Origin of the sequence: Massilia agri, assembly GCF_024753255.1 — a bacterium.
Taxonomy (GTDB): Bacteria; Pseudomonadota; Gammaproteobacteria; order Burkholderiales; family Burkholderiaceae_D; genus Telluria; species Telluria agri.
The window spans coordinates 111,140-130,561 of the sequence record NZ_JANUHA010000014.1 but is presented as its reverse complement, the minus strand read 5'-3'; the positions used below and the strand labels follow the sequence as shown (position 1 = coordinate 130,561).

Annotated in this window: 21 protein-coding genes; 8 read left to right on the top strand and 13 right to left on the bottom strand. The window is 66.5% G+C overall.

All coding sequences use genetic code 11. The features are described 5' to 3' along the window. The 3 genes from arsC to NX780_RS18550 all read left to right on the top strand — a co-directional run bounded on the left by arsC (window position 1) and on the right by NX780_RS18550 (window position 2,046). Complete coding sequence (gene arsC, locus NX780_RS18560; protein ID WP_258829361.1) at window positions 1-348, top strand: arsenate reductase (glutaredoxin); 348 nt, start codon at window positions 1-3, stop codon at window positions 346-348. A 178-nt stretch (window positions 349-526) separates the two neighbouring features. Next, window positions 527-916 (top strand): hypothetical protein, encoded by a 390-nt coding sequence (locus NX780_RS18555; protein WP_258829360.1) that lies wholly within the window; start codon window positions 527-529, stop codon window positions 914-916. A 224-nt stretch (window positions 917-1,140) separates the two neighbouring features. Beyond that, window positions 1,141-2,046, top strand: a complete 906-nt coding sequence (locus NX780_RS18550) for a mechanosensitive ion channel family protein (RefSeq protein WP_258829359.1) — start codon at window positions 1,141-1,143, stop codon at window positions 2,044-2,046. A gap of 79 nt (window positions 2,047-2,125) precedes the next feature. Here the strand turns inward: NX780_RS18550 and NX780_RS18545 are convergent, their stop codons facing one another. The 3 genes from NX780_RS18545 to NX780_RS18535 all read right to left on the bottom strand — a co-directional run bounded on the left by NX780_RS18545 (window position 2,126) and on the right by NX780_RS18535 (window position 4,855). Further along, the gene (locus NX780_RS18545; protein ID WP_258829358.1) at window positions 2,126-3,367 is read right to left on the bottom strand and encodes a right-handed parallel beta-helix repeat-containing protein; all 1,242 of its coding nucleotides are present in this window, start codon (window positions 3,365-3,367) and stop codon (window positions 2,126-2,128) included. Between the two features lie 108 nt (window positions 3,368-3,475). Beyond that, window positions 3,476-3,928 carry an acyl-CoA thioesterase gene (locus NX780_RS18540; RefSeq protein WP_258829357.1) on the bottom strand — a complete coding sequence of 151 codons (453 nt, stop codon included), beginning with the start codon at window positions 3,926-3,928 and terminating at the stop codon, window positions 3,476-3,478. 75 nt (window positions 3,929-4,003) lie between these two features. Then, on the bottom strand, window positions 4,004-4,855 hold the full coding sequence (locus NX780_RS18535) for an endonuclease/exonuclease/phosphatase family protein (RefSeq protein ID WP_258829356.1): 852 nt from the start codon (window positions 4,853-4,855) through the stop codon (window positions 4,004-4,006). 100 nt (window positions 4,856-4,955) lie between these two features. On the opposite strand from NX780_RS18535, the gene NX780_RS18530 reads away from it, so the two are divergent. Next, the gene (locus NX780_RS18530) at window positions 4,956-5,291 is read left to right on the top strand and encodes a hypothetical protein (RefSeq protein ID WP_258829355.1); all 336 of its coding nucleotides are present in this window, start codon (window positions 4,956-4,958) and stop codon (window positions 5,289-5,291) included. Here NX780_RS18530 and NX780_RS18525 read toward each other — a convergent pair. From NX780_RS18525 to NX780_RS18510, 4 genes are all read right to left on the bottom strand, one after another. After that, the gene (locus NX780_RS18525; RefSeq protein ID WP_258829354.1) at window positions 5,288-6,010 is read right to left on the bottom strand and encodes a hypothetical protein; all 723 of its coding nucleotides are present in this window, start codon (window positions 6,008-6,010) and stop codon (window positions 5,288-5,290) included. The two genes, NX780_RS18530 and NX780_RS18525, sit on opposite strands and share 4 nt — an antisense overlap. A gap of 7 nt (window positions 6,011-6,017) precedes the next feature. After that, window positions 6,018-8,663 (bottom strand): aminopeptidase N, encoded by a 2,646-nt coding sequence (gene pepN / locus NX780_RS18520; RefSeq protein ID WP_258829353.1) that lies wholly within the window; start codon window positions 8,661-8,663, stop codon window positions 6,018-6,020. A 199-nt stretch (window positions 8,664-8,862) separates the two neighbouring features. Next, complete coding sequence (locus NX780_RS18515) at window positions 8,863-9,918, bottom strand: alkene reductase (RefSeq protein ID WP_258829352.1); 1,056 nt, start codon at window positions 9,916-9,918, stop codon at window positions 8,863-8,865. A gap of 12 nt (window positions 9,919-9,930) precedes the next feature. Next, a complete protein-coding gene (locus NX780_RS18510; RefSeq protein ID WP_258829351.1) occupies window positions 9,931-10,227 on the bottom strand; it encodes an ArsR/SmtB family transcription factor in 297 nt (98 codons plus the stop codon). Between the two features lie 110 nt (window positions 10,228-10,337). Between NX780_RS18510 and NX780_RS18505 the strand changes: the two genes are divergently transcribed. Then, the gene (locus tag NX780_RS18505) at window positions 10,338-10,658 is read left to right on the top strand and encodes a DMT family transporter (RefSeq protein ID WP_258829350.1); all 321 of its coding nucleotides are present in this window, start codon (window positions 10,338-10,340) and stop codon (window positions 10,656-10,658) included. 7 nt (window positions 10,659-10,665) lie between these two features. On the opposite strand, the gene NX780_RS18500 is transcribed toward NX780_RS18505, so the two are convergent. Then, a complete protein-coding gene (locus NX780_RS18500; protein WP_258829349.1) occupies window positions 10,666-11,637 on the bottom strand; it encodes a succinylglutamate desuccinylase/aspartoacylase family protein in 972 nt (323 codons plus the stop codon). A 71-nt stretch (window positions 11,638-11,708) separates the two neighbouring features. On the opposite strand from NX780_RS18500, the gene NX780_RS18495 reads away from it, so the two are divergent. Beyond that, window positions 11,709-12,896 carry an acyltransferase family protein gene (locus NX780_RS18495; protein WP_258829348.1) on the top strand — a complete coding sequence of 396 codons (1,188 nt, stop codon included), beginning with the start codon at window positions 11,709-11,711 and terminating at the stop codon, window positions 12,894-12,896. A gap of 40 nt (window positions 12,897-12,936) precedes the next feature. Here the strand turns inward: NX780_RS18495 and NX780_RS18490 are convergent, their stop codons facing one another. Beyond that, on the bottom strand, window positions 12,937-14,502 hold the full coding sequence (locus NX780_RS18490; RefSeq protein WP_258829347.1) for an MFS transporter: 1,566 nt from the start codon (window positions 14,500-14,502) through the stop codon (window positions 12,937-12,939). Window positions 14,503-14,604: 102 nt separating this feature from the next. On the opposite strand from NX780_RS18490, the gene NX780_RS18485 reads away from it, so the two are divergent. After that, on the top strand, window positions 14,605-15,405 hold the full coding sequence (locus tag NX780_RS18485; protein ID WP_258829346.1) for a helix-turn-helix transcriptional regulator: 801 nt from the start codon (window positions 14,605-14,607) through the stop codon (window positions 15,403-15,405). 17 nt (window positions 15,406-15,422) lie between these two features. Here NX780_RS18485 and NX780_RS18480 read toward each other — a convergent pair whose 3' ends face one another. Genes NX780_RS18480 through NX780_RS18470 form a run of 3 tightly spaced genes read right to left on the bottom strand, consistent with a single transcriptional unit; the run spans window position 15,423 to window position 17,458 of the window. Then, window positions 15,423-15,896: a hypothetical protein gene (locus NX780_RS18480; RefSeq protein ID WP_258829345.1), complete on the bottom strand. Its 474-nt coding sequence runs from the start codon at window positions 15,894-15,896 to the stop codon at window positions 15,423-15,425. Between the two features lie 41 nt (window positions 15,897-15,937). Continuing rightward, on the bottom strand, window positions 15,938-16,816 hold the full coding sequence (locus NX780_RS18475; RefSeq protein WP_258829344.1) for a pirin family protein: 879 nt from the start codon (window positions 16,814-16,816) through the stop codon (window positions 15,938-15,940). A 45-nt stretch (window positions 16,817-16,861) separates the two neighbouring features. After that, window positions 16,862-17,458: an FMN-dependent NADH-azoreductase gene (locus tag NX780_RS18470; protein WP_258829343.1), complete on the bottom strand. Its 597-nt coding sequence runs from the start codon at window positions 17,456-17,458 to the stop codon at window positions 16,862-16,864. Between the two features lie 110 nt (window positions 17,459-17,568). Here NX780_RS18470 and NX780_RS18465 point away from each other — a divergent pair, with 110 nt between their 5' ends. After that, window positions 17,569-18,543, top strand: a complete 975-nt coding sequence (locus NX780_RS18465; protein ID WP_258829342.1) for a LysR family transcriptional regulator — start codon at window positions 17,569-17,571, stop codon at window positions 18,541-18,543. Here the strand turns inward: NX780_RS18465 and asd are convergent. Next, window positions 18,476-19,324, bottom strand: coding sequence for an archaetidylserine decarboxylase (gene asd / locus NX780_RS18460; RefSeq protein ID WP_502572589.1), 849 nt, complete (start codon window positions 19,322-19,324; stop codon window positions 18,476-18,478). The genes NX780_RS18465 and asd overlap by 68 nt on opposite strands. Window positions 19,325-19,422: the final 98 nt, after the last annotated feature.

Here is a 19,422-nt window from a genome sequence, read left to right as displayed (position 1 = left end):
ATGGATATCACGATTTACCATAACCCGCGCTGCGGGACTTCCCGTAACACCCTGGCGGCGATCCGCGAGGCCGGCCACGAGCCGCAGGTCGTCGACTACCTGGCCACGCCGCCCTCGCGCGAGGCGCTGCGGGCGATGATCGTCGCCGCCGGTCTCACGGTGCGTGAGGCAATCCGCAGCAAGGAGGCGGTGTATGCGGAACTGGGGCTGGATGCGCCGGGCCTCGGCGACGAGGCTTTGCTGGACGCGATGGTGGCGCATCCTGTTCTCATCAACCGGCCCTTCGTCGTCACGCCGAAAGGTGTGCGGCTGTGCCGTCCGGTGGAGCGCGTCAACGAGATCCTGTGAAGGCGGCGTGCCCGTTGCAGGAAGCAGGAAGGATATCCAGGAGCGCTGTACAACAAACCTTGTGCGCTGTGCTGGCGACGACTTCGAACACTGAGTCAATCTGAACGTGTGCGATCGGCCACAACCGGCCATCGCCCATGTCGCCTGCCCAGGCCAAGCCTTTTAAGAGACGACGTATATGCCAATCAAAGCAAGGCCATTTGGGTGCCAGGAGCAGTTTGACTGGGGCGCAGACATCCACTCTGTTTGCTACGACGGCCGCCTGTCGATACGCGTCCTTCGAAACCGCAACAGGGATGACGGCATTGAGGTCTCGTTTTCCCAGGTTGACGGCTTCAGGCTTTTGGACGAAGTCCCGTTGGCGGAGTACTGGATGGCTGAGGAGTTTCCTTCAGGTTATCCCGTCCTTGAGGTCTTCGATGGTGGGTGGGCGAAGGAAGAAGACACGCGCCTCGGGTACACCGAGCAGCAACGTGAGTGGATCATCGTAACGGCTGGCGCGTGCGTTAGCGTTTTTTCGAAGCATGAACCACAAATTCGTGAGGCTATCTGGCCCGCCAAGGCCTAGGCATTCACACGCGGCGGCCAACGACTGCTTTGGGTCGAAACCCGAAGCCACAGCGTGACACCGAAGCCGCAGCGCACTACGATTCAACATTGGCCCAAGAAAAAACTGGTTGACAATTCTCAGGCTAGCCGCACTCAGCGGGCCGGTCCCGGGAGCTGACGATCGCATCGGCCACGCCGACATCCTGTTAAGATCGCCACTTACCATCCTACTCAGTACCGACGATGCTCGACCTGGCAAGCAGCACAACCGTATTACAAATTACAGCCCTCGCAAAATCAGAAATCGGCCGCATCCTTGCCACCTTGATCGTGTTCTGGCTGTCAGCCGCCAGCATCGGATTCTTGCAGCGGCGCGCCGTGACACGCTGCGTCGACGAGCAAGAATTCGCTCGCCGGCGTGGCAACTTCGTTTTAGTCAAGAACCTGATTCTTGCCGGCGCCATGGTGGCGCTGAGTATTATCTGGGCCTCGAAAATTGCAGGCGTGGCGCTGTCGGTTGCTGCGGTCGCCGGCGCGATGCTCATCGTCTCGAAGGATTTTCTTGCGAGTCTGCTAGGTACCGCCGTGTTCGCGATCACGCGGCCATACCGCGTGGGGGATTTTATCGAGATCGACGGCGTGTCTGGACGGGTGGTCGATACCAGCATGCTCAACACGACAGTGGCCGATACATCGGAGGGCAACCTGATTACTGGCGCGAACGTAATTTTGCCCCATGCAATGCTACTTTCGATGCCGGTGAAGAACCTGACGGCCACAGGACAATATGTGCTTTGCCTGCTTCCGGTATCGGTGTCGCATCGCGACCTCATGCACTGCGAACCTTTGCTTCTGAAGGCCGCGCAAGAGGTGTGCGGGGAATGGATTGACGAAGCGAGCCAGCATCTCAAAAGGATGGAATCGCGTGAAATGATCGACCTGCCGTCCGGCAGCCCCAAGGTCGTCATGGACCTGAGCAGGCACGAGCATGCGGTATTGACTCTGCGATACGCTTGCCGGCCGGATGAGCGCATCAACGTCGAGCAGGCGATTCTGCGCCGATACCTGACTCTGATAGGACAAGGGCCACACGAAGCCACCAGTGCTGCCAAACCATCTGTCAGCAGAATCGAGAGCGCCGCTCGCTGACACCGCCATTCGCTTGCTCGCCCGCCGCCTCGTCCGCCGCCTCTTCTCGTAGAGACGTCTATGGCATGTGCGGTTGGCTTCAAGGCGAGGACTGCGTCAACCCCGCCGGCCCCGGCCCGTCGTGCGGGACCGCGCCGATATCGGGCTGGCGTATCGGCTGCATCGCCACGGCATCGGTCGCGCTCGGCGGCAGGCCCTTGCCGATGGCGGGTGAGCCGGGCCGCAGCCGGAAGTCCGGCACCGGCTGGGAGCGGTGGTAGTCGGCGAACAGCGGCGGAGCGCTGATCGTGCCGGTGTGCTGGCGCCCCGGCGAGAGCTTCCAGTCGCCCTCCGCGTTCTGGTAAACCAGGTTGTGGCGGTAGCTCAGGTTGGGCCCGGTCGCGCCCTGTTCCACGATGCCCTGGATATTGTCGAACACGATGTTGTTCACCGTGTGGGTGTGGTCGTTCGGCCCCTTGCCATGGTAGAAGTCGCCGCTGCCCACGAAGATGCCGATGCCGGAGGCGGCCACCGTGTTGCCGCGGATGGTGACGTGGCTGGCGTCGTGCCACAGGTGGATGCCGCTGCCCGAGGCGCGGTAGATGATGTTGTCGCGTACGCTGGCCGTGGTGCCGATGTAGATGCCGTGCATGGTGCGGCAGTCCGGCGGGCCGATGTCGTGCACGTGGTTGCCGGCGACGTCGGCGTCGTTGCCCTTGTAGTAGCCGTCGACGCCGATGCCGGCCCCGCCGCGCGGCTCGCAGGGCACGTCGGTGCCGATGTGGTGGACGTGGTTGTGGTGGATGCCGTTGTGCGAACCGGCGTTGTAGATGCCGCTCAGCCACTTGATGCCGCTCTGGTATTGGGTGCCGTCGATCTCGAAGCCGATGATGTCGAGGTAGTTGGCGCGGTTGTCCCAGGCCGAGGGCTGGCGCGAGTCGAGCGGCGGCACGACGCGCGCGGCGCCGCGCTCGGTCGATTCGAAGACGATGCGCGCCTCGGCGGTGCCGTGCGTGGTGGTGCGCACCCCGCCGAAGTAGATGCCGGGGGCGACGTGCACGGTGGTGCCGGGCGTGGCGGCCTGGGCGGCCCGCGCCAGGGTGCGGAAGGGTTCCTCGCGGGTGCCGGGATTGCTGTCGGAACCCGAGGGGGCGACATAGAGCTCGGTGCGCACCAGTTGCGGGATGACGAGGTCTTCCTGGCCGCCGTCGCGCAGGCGGCAGCCGCCGAGCAAGGCGGAGCACAGCAGCGCGAGCAGCGCTGCCGCCAGCCGCCCTGCCGTCAAGGCGGTGCGCAGGGAGCCGGGTGCGGCAGGTGCGGCATGGGCGGGTGTGCGCGGCATCTTTTCCTCGTGGCGGTGTGACCCGTCCAGTTTGACGCGGCACAAGCGGAAAGGGGGCCGGTTAGCTCAACGTCTTCCTTGAGCGCGCTCAACACGCCATCCGGGCTGTCAGGCCTCGGCGGCGCCGGTCGCCAGCGCCACCGCCGGCATGTAGGCGTCGAGGAATTCGGCCGGCATGCGGCGCGGCCGGCCGCTGGCGATCTCGATGCAGACCAGGTCCCAGCGTCCGCGCAGGACGGTGGCGCCGTCGCTCTCGCGGCGCAGCTGGAAGCGGCGTTCCATCGCCAGCTTGCCGTCGCCGGCGGTCAGCCAGGTGGACAGCAGCAGCGCTTCGCCGAGCACCGTCGGCAGCAGGTAGTCGTAGTCGCCGCGGCGGATCGCCATCGCGCGGTCCAGGCGCCGGTAGTCGTCCAGGGTCAGGCCGAGCTGGTGCGAGTGGGCCCAGCCGGCCTGCTCGCACCAGCGGACGTAGACGGCGTTGTTCGTGTGGTTCAGGCCGTCGATGTCCCCTGGCTGGGGCGTGACGGGCAGGGTGAAGGGGTGCGGATAATCCCAATCCAAGTGTGGCCTCGTGTTGCTGTTGGGCGGCAGATGCCGCCAAACCGCCATTGTACGGTGCCCGGGAGGTGGACGTGCTCAGGCGCCCCAGTTGAGCTCGACCAGCAGGGCCTGGTGGCTTGAACCCTGTTCGCTGGCGTCGACCCGCACCCGCGCTACCCGTCCGGCCAGGTCGGCGCTGGCGAACACGTAGTCGAAGGTGAAGGGTGCGCAGGCTTCCGGATGGTGGTCGTGCAGGCCCACGGTGGGCGCATGGCGGCGGCCGGGCTGGGCCAGGTGCCAGCAGTCGCGCCAGGGCTGGGTGCCGTCGCTGAACGGGGCCAGCAGGCGCTGGTGCTCCGGCGAGCCGGGCAGCATGTTGAAGTCGCCGGCGAGCAGGGCGGGCAGGGCGCGCGGGGTCGGCGCGAAGGGCCCGTTGCCCGCAGCCTGGGGGCAGCGCGCGTGCTGGCTGGCCTCGCGGTGCAGTTCGCGCAGGCGCTCCACCTGGGCCATGCGCTGGCGCTGGGAAAAATATTCGAGATGGACACTGACGATGCGCAGCTGTCCGCCGGGCGCGTCCACGGTCAGTTCCAGCGCCGTGCGCGGCATGCCCATCACGCCGGGCTCCGGCGGCCAGGGAAGGGAGTGGCGCAGCGCCTGCAGTACCGGGTGGCGCGAAATCACCATCATGCCGAAATGCCGCCGCCCCTGCCGGCCGCCCGGCAGCGCGCTATCGCAGGCGATGGCCTCGATTCCGGTGTAGCCGGGCAGGCGTTCGCGCAGCAGGGCGAACTGGTCTTCGCCGCCCTCCGTATAGCCGCTTGAAACTTCTTGCACACAAAGCATGTCAAAACTGCAAAAGCGGTCGAGGCATGCGATGATACGGTCGAGATCGGTTTTACCGTCCGGGCTGCGGCCGGACTGGATATTCCAGGTGACGAGCTTGAACATGGGGATCCTCTCAAGAGTCCCACAGGCTAGCGTGCGTCCCGGGCCACCGACTTGAAGAAGCTCAGGCGTGCAAGAAGCAGGCGCCTTGTCAGGAGACGGCATGTTTACGATGATCCTCCTGCTCTACCTGCAGCAGCACCGCGATGTGATGTTGGAGAGTACGAGCTTGAAAGGAAGCTTTCAAACGAAGAAGGAATGCGAGGCGGCCGCCGTGCGCCTGCGCGGGCCCCTGCCCACGCCCGATGGCTACGCTGCCGCCTGGCACGACGCCATCTGCATTCCCATCAACCGCGGCGTCATCGTCAACGAGGGCAAGCCGGTGGACCTGGGCAAGCTGCTGCAGGGGCGTCCACCGGTGGTGTGCGAAGGCACCGGCGCCTGGCGCCGGGTGGCGGAGCTGTGCGGCCCCGGCGGCGCGAAACGGAACGGCGGCTAGTCCCGCTTCCACACGACCTGGCTGGGGCAGCGCACCTGGCCGGCGCCGCCTTCGTGGCCGCGCGAATCGAAGAGTTCCACCCCGCCGCCTTCGGCGCCGCCGATGCGTGGCCGCACGAAGCCGCTGGTGCGGCAAAAATACCTGCCGCCACGCCGGAAGCGGTAGATCGTCTGTCCATCCGGCGTGGTGTAGGTTTCGGTCTTGATGGAGAGGCTGTCGTCCTTGCGGGCGTCCTCGAGGCCGCTCACGAAGCGTCCCCACGCGGTGTCGGCGTGCTCCGGCACACCGGACTTCCCCTTGCGCATCTCGCGGTCGATGGCGACGGCGTCGCGTCGGGCGCGCGCGGCGATGCTGTCCGGCGCCGCCTCGGCGGGCGCCGGTTCCGGCGCGGGGGAGAAGGAATCTGCTGCAGGGCGCGGCGCTTCCCCAGGCGCGGTGATGGCTTCGGGTTCCCGGCTGCGGCGGCGCGCCGGCACGCCGCGCACCGGAGGGGCGGCGGGCGGCGGGACATCGACACGCGGCGCCGGCTTGTCGGGAAGGGGAGGAGGAAGGGGAATCAGCTCGAACACCCGCTCTTCGACGGTGTCGGCGGCCGGCGGATGCGCGATCCGCCAGCTGGCGGCCAGCAGCAGGTGCAGGCCGATGGTCAGCAGCAGCCCCTTGGCGTGCGTGCGGCGCAGCAGCGCCGCCGGGCCGTAGGTCAACGCCGGCTGCCGCATCCAGTCCTTAGGACTTCGGCGCCGTCAGGGCCTGCTTGATCGCCACGCAGCGCTGGTCTTCCTGCAGCGTGTCGAGCAGTGAACGGCGGGTGCCGGCGCTCAGGTCCTTCATGGTGTTCGCCGCCTTCGTCAGGCGCGCCACGCTCGCAGGGGTGCAGCTTGCCGGGATCATGGTGCCCGCATAGGTGCGCATGAAGACCGGGCCGGCCGCCTTGTCGATCGCCGGCAGCTTGGCCAGCCTGCGCTCCGCAGTCATCTCGTCGAGCTTCTTCTGCTCGGCCGGGTACATCGCGCCCATCGCCGTGCGGAGGCGCGAGAAAGGCAGCTTGGTCTGCAGGTCCTCGACCTTGTCCAGCCACTCGGCCTTCACCGCCGGATCCGGACGGACCACGGTGGCGGCAAGCGCCGCGCCCTGGCCGGTGTCGGACTTGTCGCGTTCCTGCTCGGCCGCCAGGAGGCTTGCCGCACCCTGGTAGTTGTAGCGATTCAGGCGGGTGATGATGGACCAGCGCTGGTCCTGGCCGATCTTCAGGCCTTCCGTGCCCTGGCCCTCGAGCATGCCGGCCAGGCGCGCCAGCGCCTCCGGGCTGCTCGCCAGGCCCAGGTAGAGACCGAACCAGCTGCGCTGGAAGCTGTCGTTACCCTTGTTGGCGACCACGCCCTGCCAGGCCATGTCTTCCAACTGCTTGGCGGTCTGTTTCGACCAGGCGTTGTCGATGCCCATGGCGTTGATGTACATCTTCGAGGCGCCGATCTTGCCCAGCACGTCGCCCAGCAGGGTGTAGTCCTTCTCCTGCGGCGCATTCGCCAGGGCCACCTGGATGAATTCGTTCAGCGGCAGCTTGGCGTCGCGCACGCCGTCCCACAGGGCTTGCCACAGCATGGCGCGCAGCAGCGGATCCTCGACGCCTGCCAGCGTGGTGCGTGCGGTCTCGAAGGAGCGCTGGTCCAGGTTGACCTTCACGAAGCCCCAGTCCTGGTAGTTCGGATAAACCAGGTCCGGGCAGGCGGCGCCCACCAGGCCCGGCACCGTGGTCTTCGCGCCCGCGTAGGTGATCGGCACGTTCTTGTCGAGCACCAGCTTGCCGTTCACGCGCTTGAAGGCGGCGACCTGCACGCGCTGTTCGCGCAGGGTCGGCAGTTCCTTGCTGGGCGCGGTCTGCTGCAGCGAGAAGGCGTTGATCTTGCCGGCCTTGCAGCTGTAGTTGGCGGTGATGGTGTTTACGCCGGCCTGGTAGAGCCAGTCCTGGGTCCACTTCGACAGGTCGCGGCCGGCCGCCTGGCCCAGGCTGCCGATGAAGTCTTCGAGTTTCGCGTTCTGCCAGGAGTACTTCACCAGGTAGTTGTGCACGCCCTTGCGGAACACTTCCTCGCCCAGCATGTGGCGCAGCTGCTTGAGGGTCGAGGCCCCCTTCGAATAGGTGATCGCGTCGATGTTGTCGAAGGCGTTGGCCGAGGACGGCACCGGCACTTCGATCGGGTGGGTCGAGACCTTCTGGTCCTGGGTGTAGGCGCCCTGCTTGTCCTGCTGGTAGAAGGACTGCCAGGCGTCCTTGAATTCGGTCGCCTCGGCGGTGGCCAGGGTCGCCATGAAGGAGGCGAAGCTCTCGTTCAGCCACAGGCCGTTCCACCACTTCATGGTGACCAGGTCGCCGAACCACTGGTGCGCCATCTCGTGCATGATGACTTCGGCCAGGCGCATCTTCTGCGCCGGGGTCATCTCGGACTTGTACAGGAAGCCGCCTTCGGCGAAGGTGATCGCGGCGGCGTTTTCCATCGCGCCGTACAGGAAGTCAGGCACCAGCAGCTGGTCGTACTTCTCGAACTGGTAAGGGATGCCGAAGTAGTTGTCGAAGAATTCGAGGCCGCTCTTGGTGTAGCGGAACCAGTCGCCCGGCGTCACCTGCTTGGCGACGGACTGGCGCGCGAACAGGCGCATCGGGTACTTGCCGCTCTTGTCTTCCCAGACCTGGTAGGGACCGGCGTGCAGCGAGAAGTTGTAGGGGCTGAGCTTCTTCGTCTTCGGGAAGGTCCAGCGCTTGCCGCCGGCGGCGTCGGCGATGTTCGATTCGCGGGTGGTGGTGACCACGTGCCAGTCGCCCGGCGCGTTCACGGTGACGGTGTAGGTGGCCTTCAGGTCGGGCTGGTCGAACACCGCGAACATCTGGTGCGCGGCGGCCGGCTCGAAGTGCGAGTAGGTGTAGACCTTGCCGTCGACCGGGTCGACCATGCGGTGCAGGCCTTCGCCATTGGTGCTGTGCAGGCGCTCGTAGGCGATGGTGACGGTGTTCTTGCCCTTGGCCAGGGTGTCGGCCGGCAGGGTGACGAACCAGTTGTTGTAGGTCGGGGTGACCTGCTTGCCGTTGATGGTGACCGATTTCACGGTCGCCTTGTTCAGGTCGATGGTGAGGGCCGAATCGGTGTCCTTCAGGTCGAAGGTGACCGTGGTGGTGCCGGCGAAGGTCTCCTTGCCGGTCAGGGTGAAGTCGAGCACGTAGTCCACGTTCGACACACGGCTTGACCTGGCCATGGCATCGGCTTCCGACAGATAGGCGTTCTCGGCGCGTGCCGGGGCGGGTGCGGCGTGGGCGGCGTTGAAGGCGAAGCTTGACGCGATGGCCAAGGCCAGTACGCGGGGGGCGAAGTGTTTCACGTGGTCTCCTGGAGGACAGCGCGCTATGGGGGGCGCTAAAAATAATCGCGCAAGAATAGCATGAGACAGCTGTCAAACACACCACATGCATATCGTTTTGTAGAACGTATGTACGGGGTGCGCGGTGCGGGGAGACGGGCGGAAAGGGCGGGGGAAACGGGGCCCCGGCCTGCGCCGGGGCGACGGTGGTATTGCCGGCTTACGCGAGCGCCGGGTAGTCGATGTACCCTTCGGCGCCCGGTGCGTAGAAGAGCTCAGGCTTCGGCTGGTTCAGCGGCGCGTTCTGCGCGAAGCGCCGCGGCAGGTCCGGGTTCGCGATGAACCACACGCCGAAGGCCACGGCATCCGCTTCGCCGGATGCGATCAGCTGCTCCGCGCTTTCCCTGGTCAGCTTCTCGTTGGCGATGTAGACGCCGCCGAATTCCTTCTTCAGGTGGGCGCGCAGGCTGTCGTCGCCGATGGCTTCGCGGGCGCAGATGAAGGCGATACCGCGTTTTCCCAGCTCGCGGGCGACGTAGCCGAAGGTCTCGCGCGGATTCGAGTCGCCCATGGTGTGCTGGTCGCCGCGCGGCGCGAGGTGCATGCCGACGCGGTCCGCGCCCCAGACGTCGATGCAGGCGTCCGTCACTTCGAGCATCAGGCGGGCGCGATTTTCCAGCGAGCCGCCGTACTGGTCGGTGCGCTGGTTGGTGGAATCCTGCAGGAACTGGTCGAGCAGGTAGCCGTTGGCGCCGTGGATCTCGACGCCGTCGAAGCCGGCCTTCTTCGCGTTCTCGGCGCCCTTGCGGTAGGCGGCGACGATGGCCGGGATCTCGGCCGTCTCGAGGGCGCGCGGGGTGACGTGGTCACGCTTGGGGCGCAGCAGGCTGACGTGGCCGTTGGCGGCAATCGCGGACGGGGCGACCGGCAGCTGGCCGTCGAGGAAGTGCGGGTCCGAGATGCGGCCCACGTGCCACAGTTGCAGGACGATGCGTCCACCGGCCTTGTGCACGGCGTCGGTGACGAGCTTCCAGCCTTCGACCTGTTCGCTAGACCAGATGCCCGGGGTGTCGGCATAGCCCACGCCCATCGGGGTCACGGCGGTGGCTTCCGACAGGATCAGGCCGGCGCTGGCGCGCTGCACATAGTATTCGGCCATCATCGCGTTCGGCACGCGACCCGCCCCGACGGCGCGCGAGCGGGTCAGCGGGGCCATGATGATGCGGTTCGGCAGTTCGAGGGCGCCGACCTTCAGCGGGTCAAACATCGTTGTCATGTGGAGCTACTCCTAAAGTCCGTCATTCAGTTGGTCGAGGAAGGCCTGGATGACCTCCTCGTTACGCTGGAAGAAGATGAACTGTCCGACGCGCCTCGTGCTCACCAGCCCGGCCTTGTGCAGGGTCGCCAGGTGGGCCGACACGGTCGACTGCGACAGCTTGGCGCGCTGGTCGATCAGCTTGCAGCACACGCCCATGTCGAGCGGGTGTTCCTGCTCGGCGAAGTGCTGGTGCGGATCCTTCAGCCAGTGCAGGATCTGGCGCCGCACCGGGTTCGCAAGGGCCTTGTGGATCGCGTCGATGTCCATGATTTCTTCCTTGTATCGGGTTCTTTCGATCCGAATATCGTCATCTTACGATATATGCGGAAATCCTGCTGGCGCCGCTATACTGCGCGCTTTTGCAGGGAGTAGTCTGGATGAGTTGGGTATATCTGTTCATTGCCGGCTTGCTGGAAGTGGCCTGGGCGGTCGGCCTGAAATACACGGCCGGCTTCACGAAACTGTGGCCCTCGGTGTTCACCATCACGACGATGGCCGGCAGCGTCGGCATGCTGGGCCTGGCCTTGCGCCAGCTGCCGCTGGGTACCGCCTATGCGGTGTGGACCGGCATCGGGACCGTTGGCACGGCCATCGCCGGCATGGTGCTGCTGAACGAGCCGGCCGGCGCGCTGCGCCTCGGGGCGATCGCGATGATCGCCGGCGGAATCATCGCGCTCAAGATGCTGACGCCGGCTTGATGCGAACTTACTCGCGGCCGAAGCGCGGGTTCGGACGGGTCATGTAGTACCACTCCGAGTTGGCGGAGGCCTTCGCGTCCGGGAACAGGATGCGGCCGCTGAATTCCGCCTTCACGACCGTGCCGTCGGCGCGCACGCCGATCTCGTCGCCTTCGTTCACGGGGTCGAAGCTGGCCCAGGCGCGGCTGAACCGGTCGTCCGCGTGCAGCTTGTCATGCACGGTCACCATGGACAGCGCTTCCATGTCCTCGAAAGCGATCGGCTCCGGGTCCGGCGCTTCGATCACCTTCAGGTGGGCCAGGGTGTTCATGATGGCGCGGTAGGCCACGTCAGGCGCGGCCGGGTCTTCGTGCTGGCCGCACTCCAGGGTCAGGGCCCAGCCGCCGGTGCTGCGCATGTATTCGGTGGTGCCGACGCCGTAGCGCAGCACGGTCTCCAGTTCGTCCGCATTGCGGCTGCGGCGCTTGACGCCGTCGCCGTAGGTGGCCAGCCAGCCGTCCACGAAGCGCTTCACGCCCAGGCGGCGGGCCAGCGCACGCTCTTTTTCCGCATGCTGGAAGGGCTGCAGCGGGCCGTCGTTGTTGAGCGGGCCGACCATCACGAAGGGCAGGCCGCCGACGGCGTTGAAGGAATGCAGGTCGAGCAGCACCTCGTGCCGGGCGAGCAGGGGGCAGAGCCAGTTGGCGATGTGGTCCTCGAAGTCCTGGGGATCCTCTTTCGGGAACAGGTTGCGGTTCAGGTTGCGGTCGCCGTTGCGGGTGTTCTGTTCGTAGGCCTTCGGGTTCACGACCGGCACGAAGGTGACGCTGCCCGCGGCGATGTGCAGCTTGCCACTGTCGATCTCCTCCATGATGCGGCGGATCGCGATGGTGCCGCAGACTTCGTTGCCATGGGTCGCGCCCATGATGATGACGCGCGGACCGGGCTGGATGCCGGTGTAGTTGACGGATTTGAACTGGTACTGGCTGGAAGAGGTCATTGCGGCAGGGCTCGGAATAAATGGTGCCGATATTCTATCGGTAAAGATGGCGGCGGGCGAGGGCGCATGGCATGATCGGCATTTTCCGCACTTGCCCCAGCCGCATGCAATCCTCGTCCACCGTTCGCGTCCACGGCCTCGACACCCTGCGCGCACTCGCCGTGTCCTTCGTCGTGCTGCACCACTACGTGCTGTTCGTAAGCGATGCGCCGACCTTCGGCTGGGTGGGCAGCATCGGCTGGGTCGGGGTCGACCTGTTCTTCGCGCTGTCGGGCTACCTGATCGGCAACCAGATTTTTGCTGCGATGAAGTCGCCCGGCGGCTTCTCGCTGAAGCATTTCTACGCGCGCCGCCTGCTGCGCACGCTGCCGAACTACTGGGTGGTGCTGGCCCTGTACTTCCTGTGGCCGGCATTCCGCGGCGATGCGCCGCTGCTGCCGCTGTGGAAGTACGCGAGCTTCATCCAGAACTTCGCGCTGGAGCCGGGCAGCGCGTTTTCGCACAGCTGGTCGCTGGCGATCGAGGAGCAGTTCTACCTGCTGCTGCCGGCGGTGGCCCTGATCGGCGCGGCATGCAGGGGCTCGCTGCGCCTGGCCTGGACCGGCATTCTTCTGGCCTTCATCGCGGGGATGCTGGTGCGGGCGGACCTGTGGCAGGAGATGGATGCCCACACTCATAAGCTTTACTTCTACTTCAAGTACATTTATTACTCTAGCTTATGCAGGTACGACGAGCTGCTGGCGGGCGTGGCGCTGGCACTGCTGCGCAACCATCATCCGGGGGCATGGGGCCGCTTGACGAAGCACGGTAACCTGATGGGGCTTGCCGGCCTGCTGGCGTGCGGCGCGGCGTTCTGGTTCTTCCTCGACGACCGCTACGGTTTCGGCATCACCGTCTTCGGGTTTCCGCTGATGGCCTTGGGGTTTTCCCTGCTCATCGTGGCCGGCGTGGCCGAAGGTTCGTTGCTGCGCAACCTGCACGTGCCGGGCGCCGGCCCGCTGGCGCTGTGGTCGTATGCGATCTACCTCTTGCACAAGCCGGTGTGCGTGATGGCTGCCGGTTGGATGGCGGCGCATGGCTACGGCCCGGAACATGCCTTGACCATCGTCGTGCTGCTGACGCTGTCGGTGCTCACTGGCTGGTTGCTGTACCGCCTGGTGGAGACGCCTTTCATGGTCCTGCGCCAACGCTGGGTGCCCGGCAACGCGGCGCGGCCTGCGGGACCGGCGCCGGTCCAGGGCGGCGCAAACCCGATGTGATGGCATCTCGGCGGGTCCTGGTAACGCGCGCCTGCCGGTGTCAATCGCGACCACCTGCCGCGCCGATGTCCTGCAGCTTCCATGCCGCGAGCGCGGCGAGTAGGGCGATGCCGACGACGCTCGCACCGGCAGCCGCGTTGAGGCCAGCGATGAAGGCGTCCTGCGCCTGCGCCAGCAGGCCGTCGGGAAGCGCATGCGCAAACGCGTTCGCCCCGGCGAGGCTGTCCGCCAGAGCCTGCCGCACCTCGTCGGCCAGTCCCTGCGGCATGCCGGCGCCGATCTCGCGGCGGTAGACTGCGGTCGTCACGCTGCCCAGGACGGCGATTCCGATGGCGATTCCCAGTTCCTGGACCGTCTCGGACATCGCCGAGGCGGCGCCGGCCTTCTCCGGCGGCGCCGCGCCGACCACCAGATCGGTGCCCAGGGAGGCGATCGTTCCCAGGCCCAGGTAGACCAGCGAGAATGCCGCGCTGACCTGCACGACATCGTGGGCGCCGCGCGCGAGCAATGCCAGCATCGCATATCCGACGACCGAGACTGCGAGACCGCCGGCCATGACCCGGCCCGGCCGCACGGTCCTGGCAAGCAAGGGGGCGACGATCCCCGCGACCAGCATCGCCAGGGCGGGCGGCGCCATCCACGCCCCGGCCGCGGACGGTGACAGCCCGACGACCAGTTGCAGATACTGCGTGACCAGCAGCATGGTTCCTCCGACCCCGACGAGGCCGCCGAGCAGCACCAGCAGGGCCATGCGGAACGCCCGGCTGTCGAACAGGCTCAGGTCGATCAGCGGATCCGGAAGCCGGCGCTGGCGTCGCACGAAGAGGCGCGCGAAAAAGACGCCGGACAGGATGGCGAGCAGGGCGCCGGTGCCGGCGCCGTAGCGTGCCATGTGCTTGAAACCATAGATGACCGGCAGCAGTGCCAGCAGGCTCAGGACGGCGCTGTGGAGATCCAGCCGGGACGCCCGCGCGGGCCGGTATTCGGGGATGAGCGAAGGCGCAGCCAGCAGCAGGACCGCGACCACCGGCAGCGCCACCAGGAAGGCGGCGCCCCACCAGTAGCGTTCCAGGAGCAGGCCTCCCACCAGCGGGCCGGCGGCCATGCCCAGCGCGAACATGGTAGCCCAGACGCCGATGGCCAGGGCCCGCTGCTCGCGCCGCACGAACATATTGCTGATGAGAGCGAGCGTGGATGGCATGAGGGTGGCGCCCGCGATGCCGAGCAGGGCGCGGGCGGCGATCAGCGCCGCCGGGGTGGGCGCATAGGCAGCCATCACGGACGCTGCGCCGAAGCCCGCCGCGCCGATCATCAGGAGCCTGCGCCGTCCGATACGGTCACCGAGCGCTCCCATCGTGATGAGCAGGCCGGCGATCACGAGGCCATAGATGTCGACGATCCAGAGGGACTGGACGCTGGTCGCCCGCAGGTCGACGGCCAGTGCAGGCAGGGCGAGGTGCAGCAGGGTCAGGTCCAGTCCGAGCAGGATGGTCGGGAGGGCCAGCAGGCCGAGCCCGATCCACTCCCGGGTCCCGGCCGGCCTCTGGCCGGCGGTGCGCGGTTCGGAATGCTCGGGTGGCAGGATGTGGTCGACAGGTGTAGTCAAGGGGGCCTCCGCTGTGTTCGCTTGCTTGCAATGCCCCCATCTTCGATGCAATATGATCCTGTGACAATTTAAGCAGTTATCCTATTACTGGCACTGACAGGCATGGCCAATTCCACCCGTATCCGCAACAGGGACGCGCTGTCCACCTTCCTCGTGCAACAACGCAACCGCCTCACGCCCGCCGACGTGGGGCTTCCCGCCGGCGGACGCCGCCGTACAGCCGGTCTGCGGCGCGAAGAAGTCGCGGCGCTGGCCGGGGTAGGGTTGACCTGGTACACCTGGTTCGAACAGGGACGCGAGATCCGTGTCTCGGAGAGCTTCCTGCTGGGCGTGGCGCGCGCCCTCAGGCTGGACGATGCGCAATGCAGCCACTTGTTCCACCTGGCGCACAGGCGGCCGCCCCCGCCGGAAGCGCACCAGAGCACCGTCGTGGGACCGCTGACCCAGCGGCTGCTCGATGAACTACCCGCCAGGCCGGCCTATGTCATGAACCTTCGCTGGGATGTGGTCGCGTGGAACGCGGCGGCGGATGCCTTGTTCGGCCTGGGAGGCAGGCCTGCGGGGGCGCGCAACATCCTCCGGATGGTGTTCGCCGATCCGGAAATGCGGCCGCGGCTGCCCGCCTGGCGGGAAGATGCGCCGGGCTTGCTCGCGCAGTTCCGTTACCACTTCGCGGTGGCGCCGGATGATCCGGCGATGCAGGCGCTGGTCGCGGACCTGAGCGCCCTCTCGCCCGACTTCCGGCGCTGGTGGAAGGCGCCTGCCGGCGAAGTCGCGCGCCATGGCACGAGTGCGGTCCTGGGCGCAGCGGGAGAGCGACTGGACTACGTCCACGAGACCTTGCTGGTGGACGAGCATCGTCACCTCAGGCTGGTGGTCTACTTCCCGGCCACGCCTGGCTGAACCGGAGAAGCGCGCGTCTAGTGACGCGCCTCGATCACGCCGAAGCCGGCCGGCGCGTCGGCGAGGAACGCCAGGATGGCGTTGGCCTGGACCTGCGGTTCATATTGCGCGGTGTCGCGGATCGCCTGGCGCAGGCCCGGCACGACTTCGACCGTGTAGGGGCTGCGGTAGGCATGCACCAGCAGCGCCGCCAGGTCGACGGGAGCGCCATGGGCGCGGCGCAGGCGCTGTTCGATCACGGCGAGGAAGGCGCGCTGCATGCGCGGCGTGGGATGCACGATCTCCCCGAACACATGGGGCGTGTTGCCGATCGCCTCGCAGATGCGCTGCTCGATCGCGTCCGGCCTGGTGTCGGAGGCGATGTCGAAATAGGCCTTGTTCCAGCGCGTGCGCGCGTAGGCGTGGCCGGGCGGGAAGGACTCAAGGGTCTCGAAGCCGAGCGCACGGCTGGCGCGGGCCAGTAAATCCGCGACGGTATCTAGCAAAGGCATAAAAAAACGGGATGAACAAACGTCATCCCGTCAGTATAGCTTCAGGCGAAGCGTCCTGCCCGGAAGTCGTCGAAGGCCTGGTACAGCTCTTCCGTCGAGTTCATCACGAAAGGACCGTGCTGGGCGATCGGCTCGTTCAGCGGACGTCCCGCCAGCAGGATCAGCCGGGTCGCTTCGACCGCCTTGATGCGGATGCCGTCCGCACCTGGCGCGTTGTCGAGGATCGCCATCTTCGTCTTGCCCACGCCCTTGCCGTCCACGACCACCTCGCCGCGGTACACGTAGAAGAAGGCATTGTGGCCCTGCGGGACCGGCTGTTCCCACGTCACGCCGGCCGGGATCTCGATGTCGAGGTAGAGCGGCAGCGTATGCTCGCGCTGCACCGCGCCCTTGACCCCATGGGTCTCGCCGGCGATCACCTGCACCGTCACGCCATCTTCACTGGTGAAGCGCGGCACTTCTTCAAGCGGGATGTCGCGGTACCACGGGTCCATCATCTTGTCCCTGGCCGGCAAGTTGAGCCAGAGCTGGAAGCCTTCCATCAGGCCCTCGCTCTGCTCCGGCATCTCGGAGTGGATCACGCCGCGGCCGGCCGTCATCCATTGCACGCCGCCGTCGGTCACCAGGCCCTCGTTGCCGGCGCTGTCGCGGTGGCGCATGCGGCCGTGCAGCATGTAGGTGACGGTCTCGAAGCCGCGATGCGGGTGCTCCGGGAAGCCGGCGATGTAGTCGCCGGCCTTGTCGGAACCGAAGGCGTCCAGCATCAGGAAGGGATCGAGGCGGCGCTGCAGGGGACCGGTGAGCACGCGGTTGATCTTCACGCCCGCGCCATCCATCACGAACTGGCCGGCGATCAGGCGTTCCACGCCGCGCGACTTGTTGAGGGTTGTGCGTTGCTCGTTCATGACTGCTTCGCTCATGCTGTTCTCCTGTTGGTTGGCGCCGCCGGTCCCGGCGGCGCAATATTACGCGACCGCGGCTTCCACGGCTGCGTTTGCTGCTTCCTGGCCTTTTGCTGCCGCTTCCGGGCCCATGCTCATGCCCGACGAGTAGATGAAGACATGGTCGGTCAGGCCGAGGAAGTTCAGCAGCATGCGCAGGGTCGGCACCTGCGGGTCGGCTTCCACCGGGTACACGCCGCCGCGGGAGGTGGCGACATAGACCTTCTTGTTCTTCAGCAGGCCTTCCGGACCGTTCTCGGTATAGCGGAAGGTGACGCCGGCGCGGGCGATCGCGTCGAACCAGTTCTTCAGCTGCACTGGCATGCCGAAGTTGTACATCGGGGCGCCGATCACGATCACGTCAGCCGCCTGCGCCTCAAGGATCAGGGCGTCGTTCAGGGCCACGCGGGCGGCCTGCTCCGGCGTGCGCTGCTCAGGCGGGGTGAACAGGGCGCCGACCGTCGCGCCATCGAGTGCCGGATGCGGCTGGGCGCCGAAGTCGTGGCGCACCACGGTCGCGCCGGGGTTGGCGGCGACCAGCTTGTCGACGACGAGATTGGTGACGCGGGTCGATTCCGAATCGTTGCCACGGACGCTGGAGGTGATCTGCAGGATGTTCATATTGTGTGTCCCTTCGTTCCAAGAAAGTGTTGATGGACACACTGTATAGGTTCCAAAATCAATGCGGAAGCCAGTAGAATGGATAACATTATTCTGCTGATGGAACAATCATGGATGTCGAACCGAATGACCTGCTGCTCTTCGCCCGCATCGTCGAGGCGGGCAGTTTCAGCCGCGCCGCCGAGCGCGTGCAGCTGCCGAAATCGACCGTCTCGCGCCGCATCGCGCTGCTCGAGCAGCGCCTCGGCGAGCGCCTGCTGCAGCGGACCACCAGGAAGCTCGTGGTCACCGAGTTCGGCGCCAGCCTGTTCGAGCATGCGCGCGCCGTGGCCGAGCAGGTGGAGGCGGCCGGCGCCCTGGCCCAGCACCGCCAGGGGGCGCCCAGCGGCAAGCTGCGCATGTCGGTGCCGGGCGACTTCGCCAACCTCGGCCTGCATGAGGTCATCGCGCGTTTCATCGAGCGCTATCCGGCGGTCTCGCTGGAGATGGACCTGTCGCCGCGCCGGGTAGACCTGATCGCCGAGAACTACGACATCGCCATCCGCATGGGCGACTTGCCGGACGACGCTTCGCTCAACGCCCGGCCGATCAATACCGAATACTTCGGGCTCTATGCCTCGCCCGTCTACCTGGGAAAACACGGCCTGCCCGAGCATCCGGACGACCTGCTCCAGCACGACCTGCTATGCATCCTGAGCCGCAATGGCGGCGCCGTGCCCTGGGTGCTCTCGCGCGGGAAGCAGCGCTGGGAACGTCCGCTGCAGGCGCGCCTGACCGCCAACTCGCCCGAACTGCTGGCGCGCATCGCCTCGCGCGGCGCGGGCGTCGCGGCCAGCTCGCAGACGTTCGCCGCGCCTTACCTGAAGACGGGCGAACTGGTGCGGGTGCTGCCGGAATGGGATCTGCCGCTGGCGAGCGGCTGGGCGGTGTTCCCGGGACGCCGGCTGATGCCGGCCAAGACCCGGGCCTTCCTGGATTTGATGGAGGAGGCGTGCCGCGAAAAAGGGCACAGGGGCCTCAGCGCGGATGGTTCCCCATCACTTCGCCCAGGCGCACCGGGCGCTCCGGCGCCCAGTCCCCGTTGAAGGAGATCGTGCCCTTCCTGAACAGCATGACGACGGTGGAACCGAGCAGGAAGCGGCCCATCTCTTCGCCCTTCTTCAGCTCTACCTTCTGGCTGTCGTAGTTCCACTCGCAGATGCGCGCCATGCGCGGCGGGTTCACCACGCCATGCCAGCTTGTCGCCATGCTGCCGACGATGGTGGCGCCGACCAGGGTCATCACGAAGGGCCCGTGTTCCTCGGACTCGAACACGCAGACCACGCGCTCGTTGCGCGCGAACAGGCCCGGCACGCCGCGCGCCGTGGTCGGGTTCACCGAGAACAGCTTGCCCGGCACGTAGATCATGCGTATCAATCGCCCGAAGCAGGGCATGTGGATGCGGTGGTAGTCCTTGGGGCTCAGGTAGAGGTTGGCGAAGTGGCCGTGCTGGAAGTGCGCGGCGAGCGACGCGTCGCCGCCCACCAGTTCCGCCGTCGTGAACTTGTGTCCCTTGGCCTGGAAGATGTGGTGGTCGTCGATGTCGCCGAACTGGCTGATGGCGCCATCGACCGGGCAGACGAAATCGCTCTGGGCCAGCGGGCGGGCGCCGTCGCGCAGCGGGCGCGTGAAGAACTCGTTGAAGCTCGCGTAGCTCGCGATGTCCGGATTGGCCGCCTCGTCCATGTTGACGCCGTATTTGCCGACGAACCAGCGGATCAGGCGCGTGGTCATCGCGCCGCCTTTCGCCCCTGCCACGCGGCCGGCGAAGTTGGTCAGCGCCGTTTTCGGCATCACATATTGGGGCAAGACTTTTAATCGGGACACTTTAGCAGGCCTCTCAGTTTACATTCGATGGCGCATTATAGCGGCGATAACCTACGGCAACGCATGTTTGTCCGCTTCCACCGCGCCAGTGTACTCCA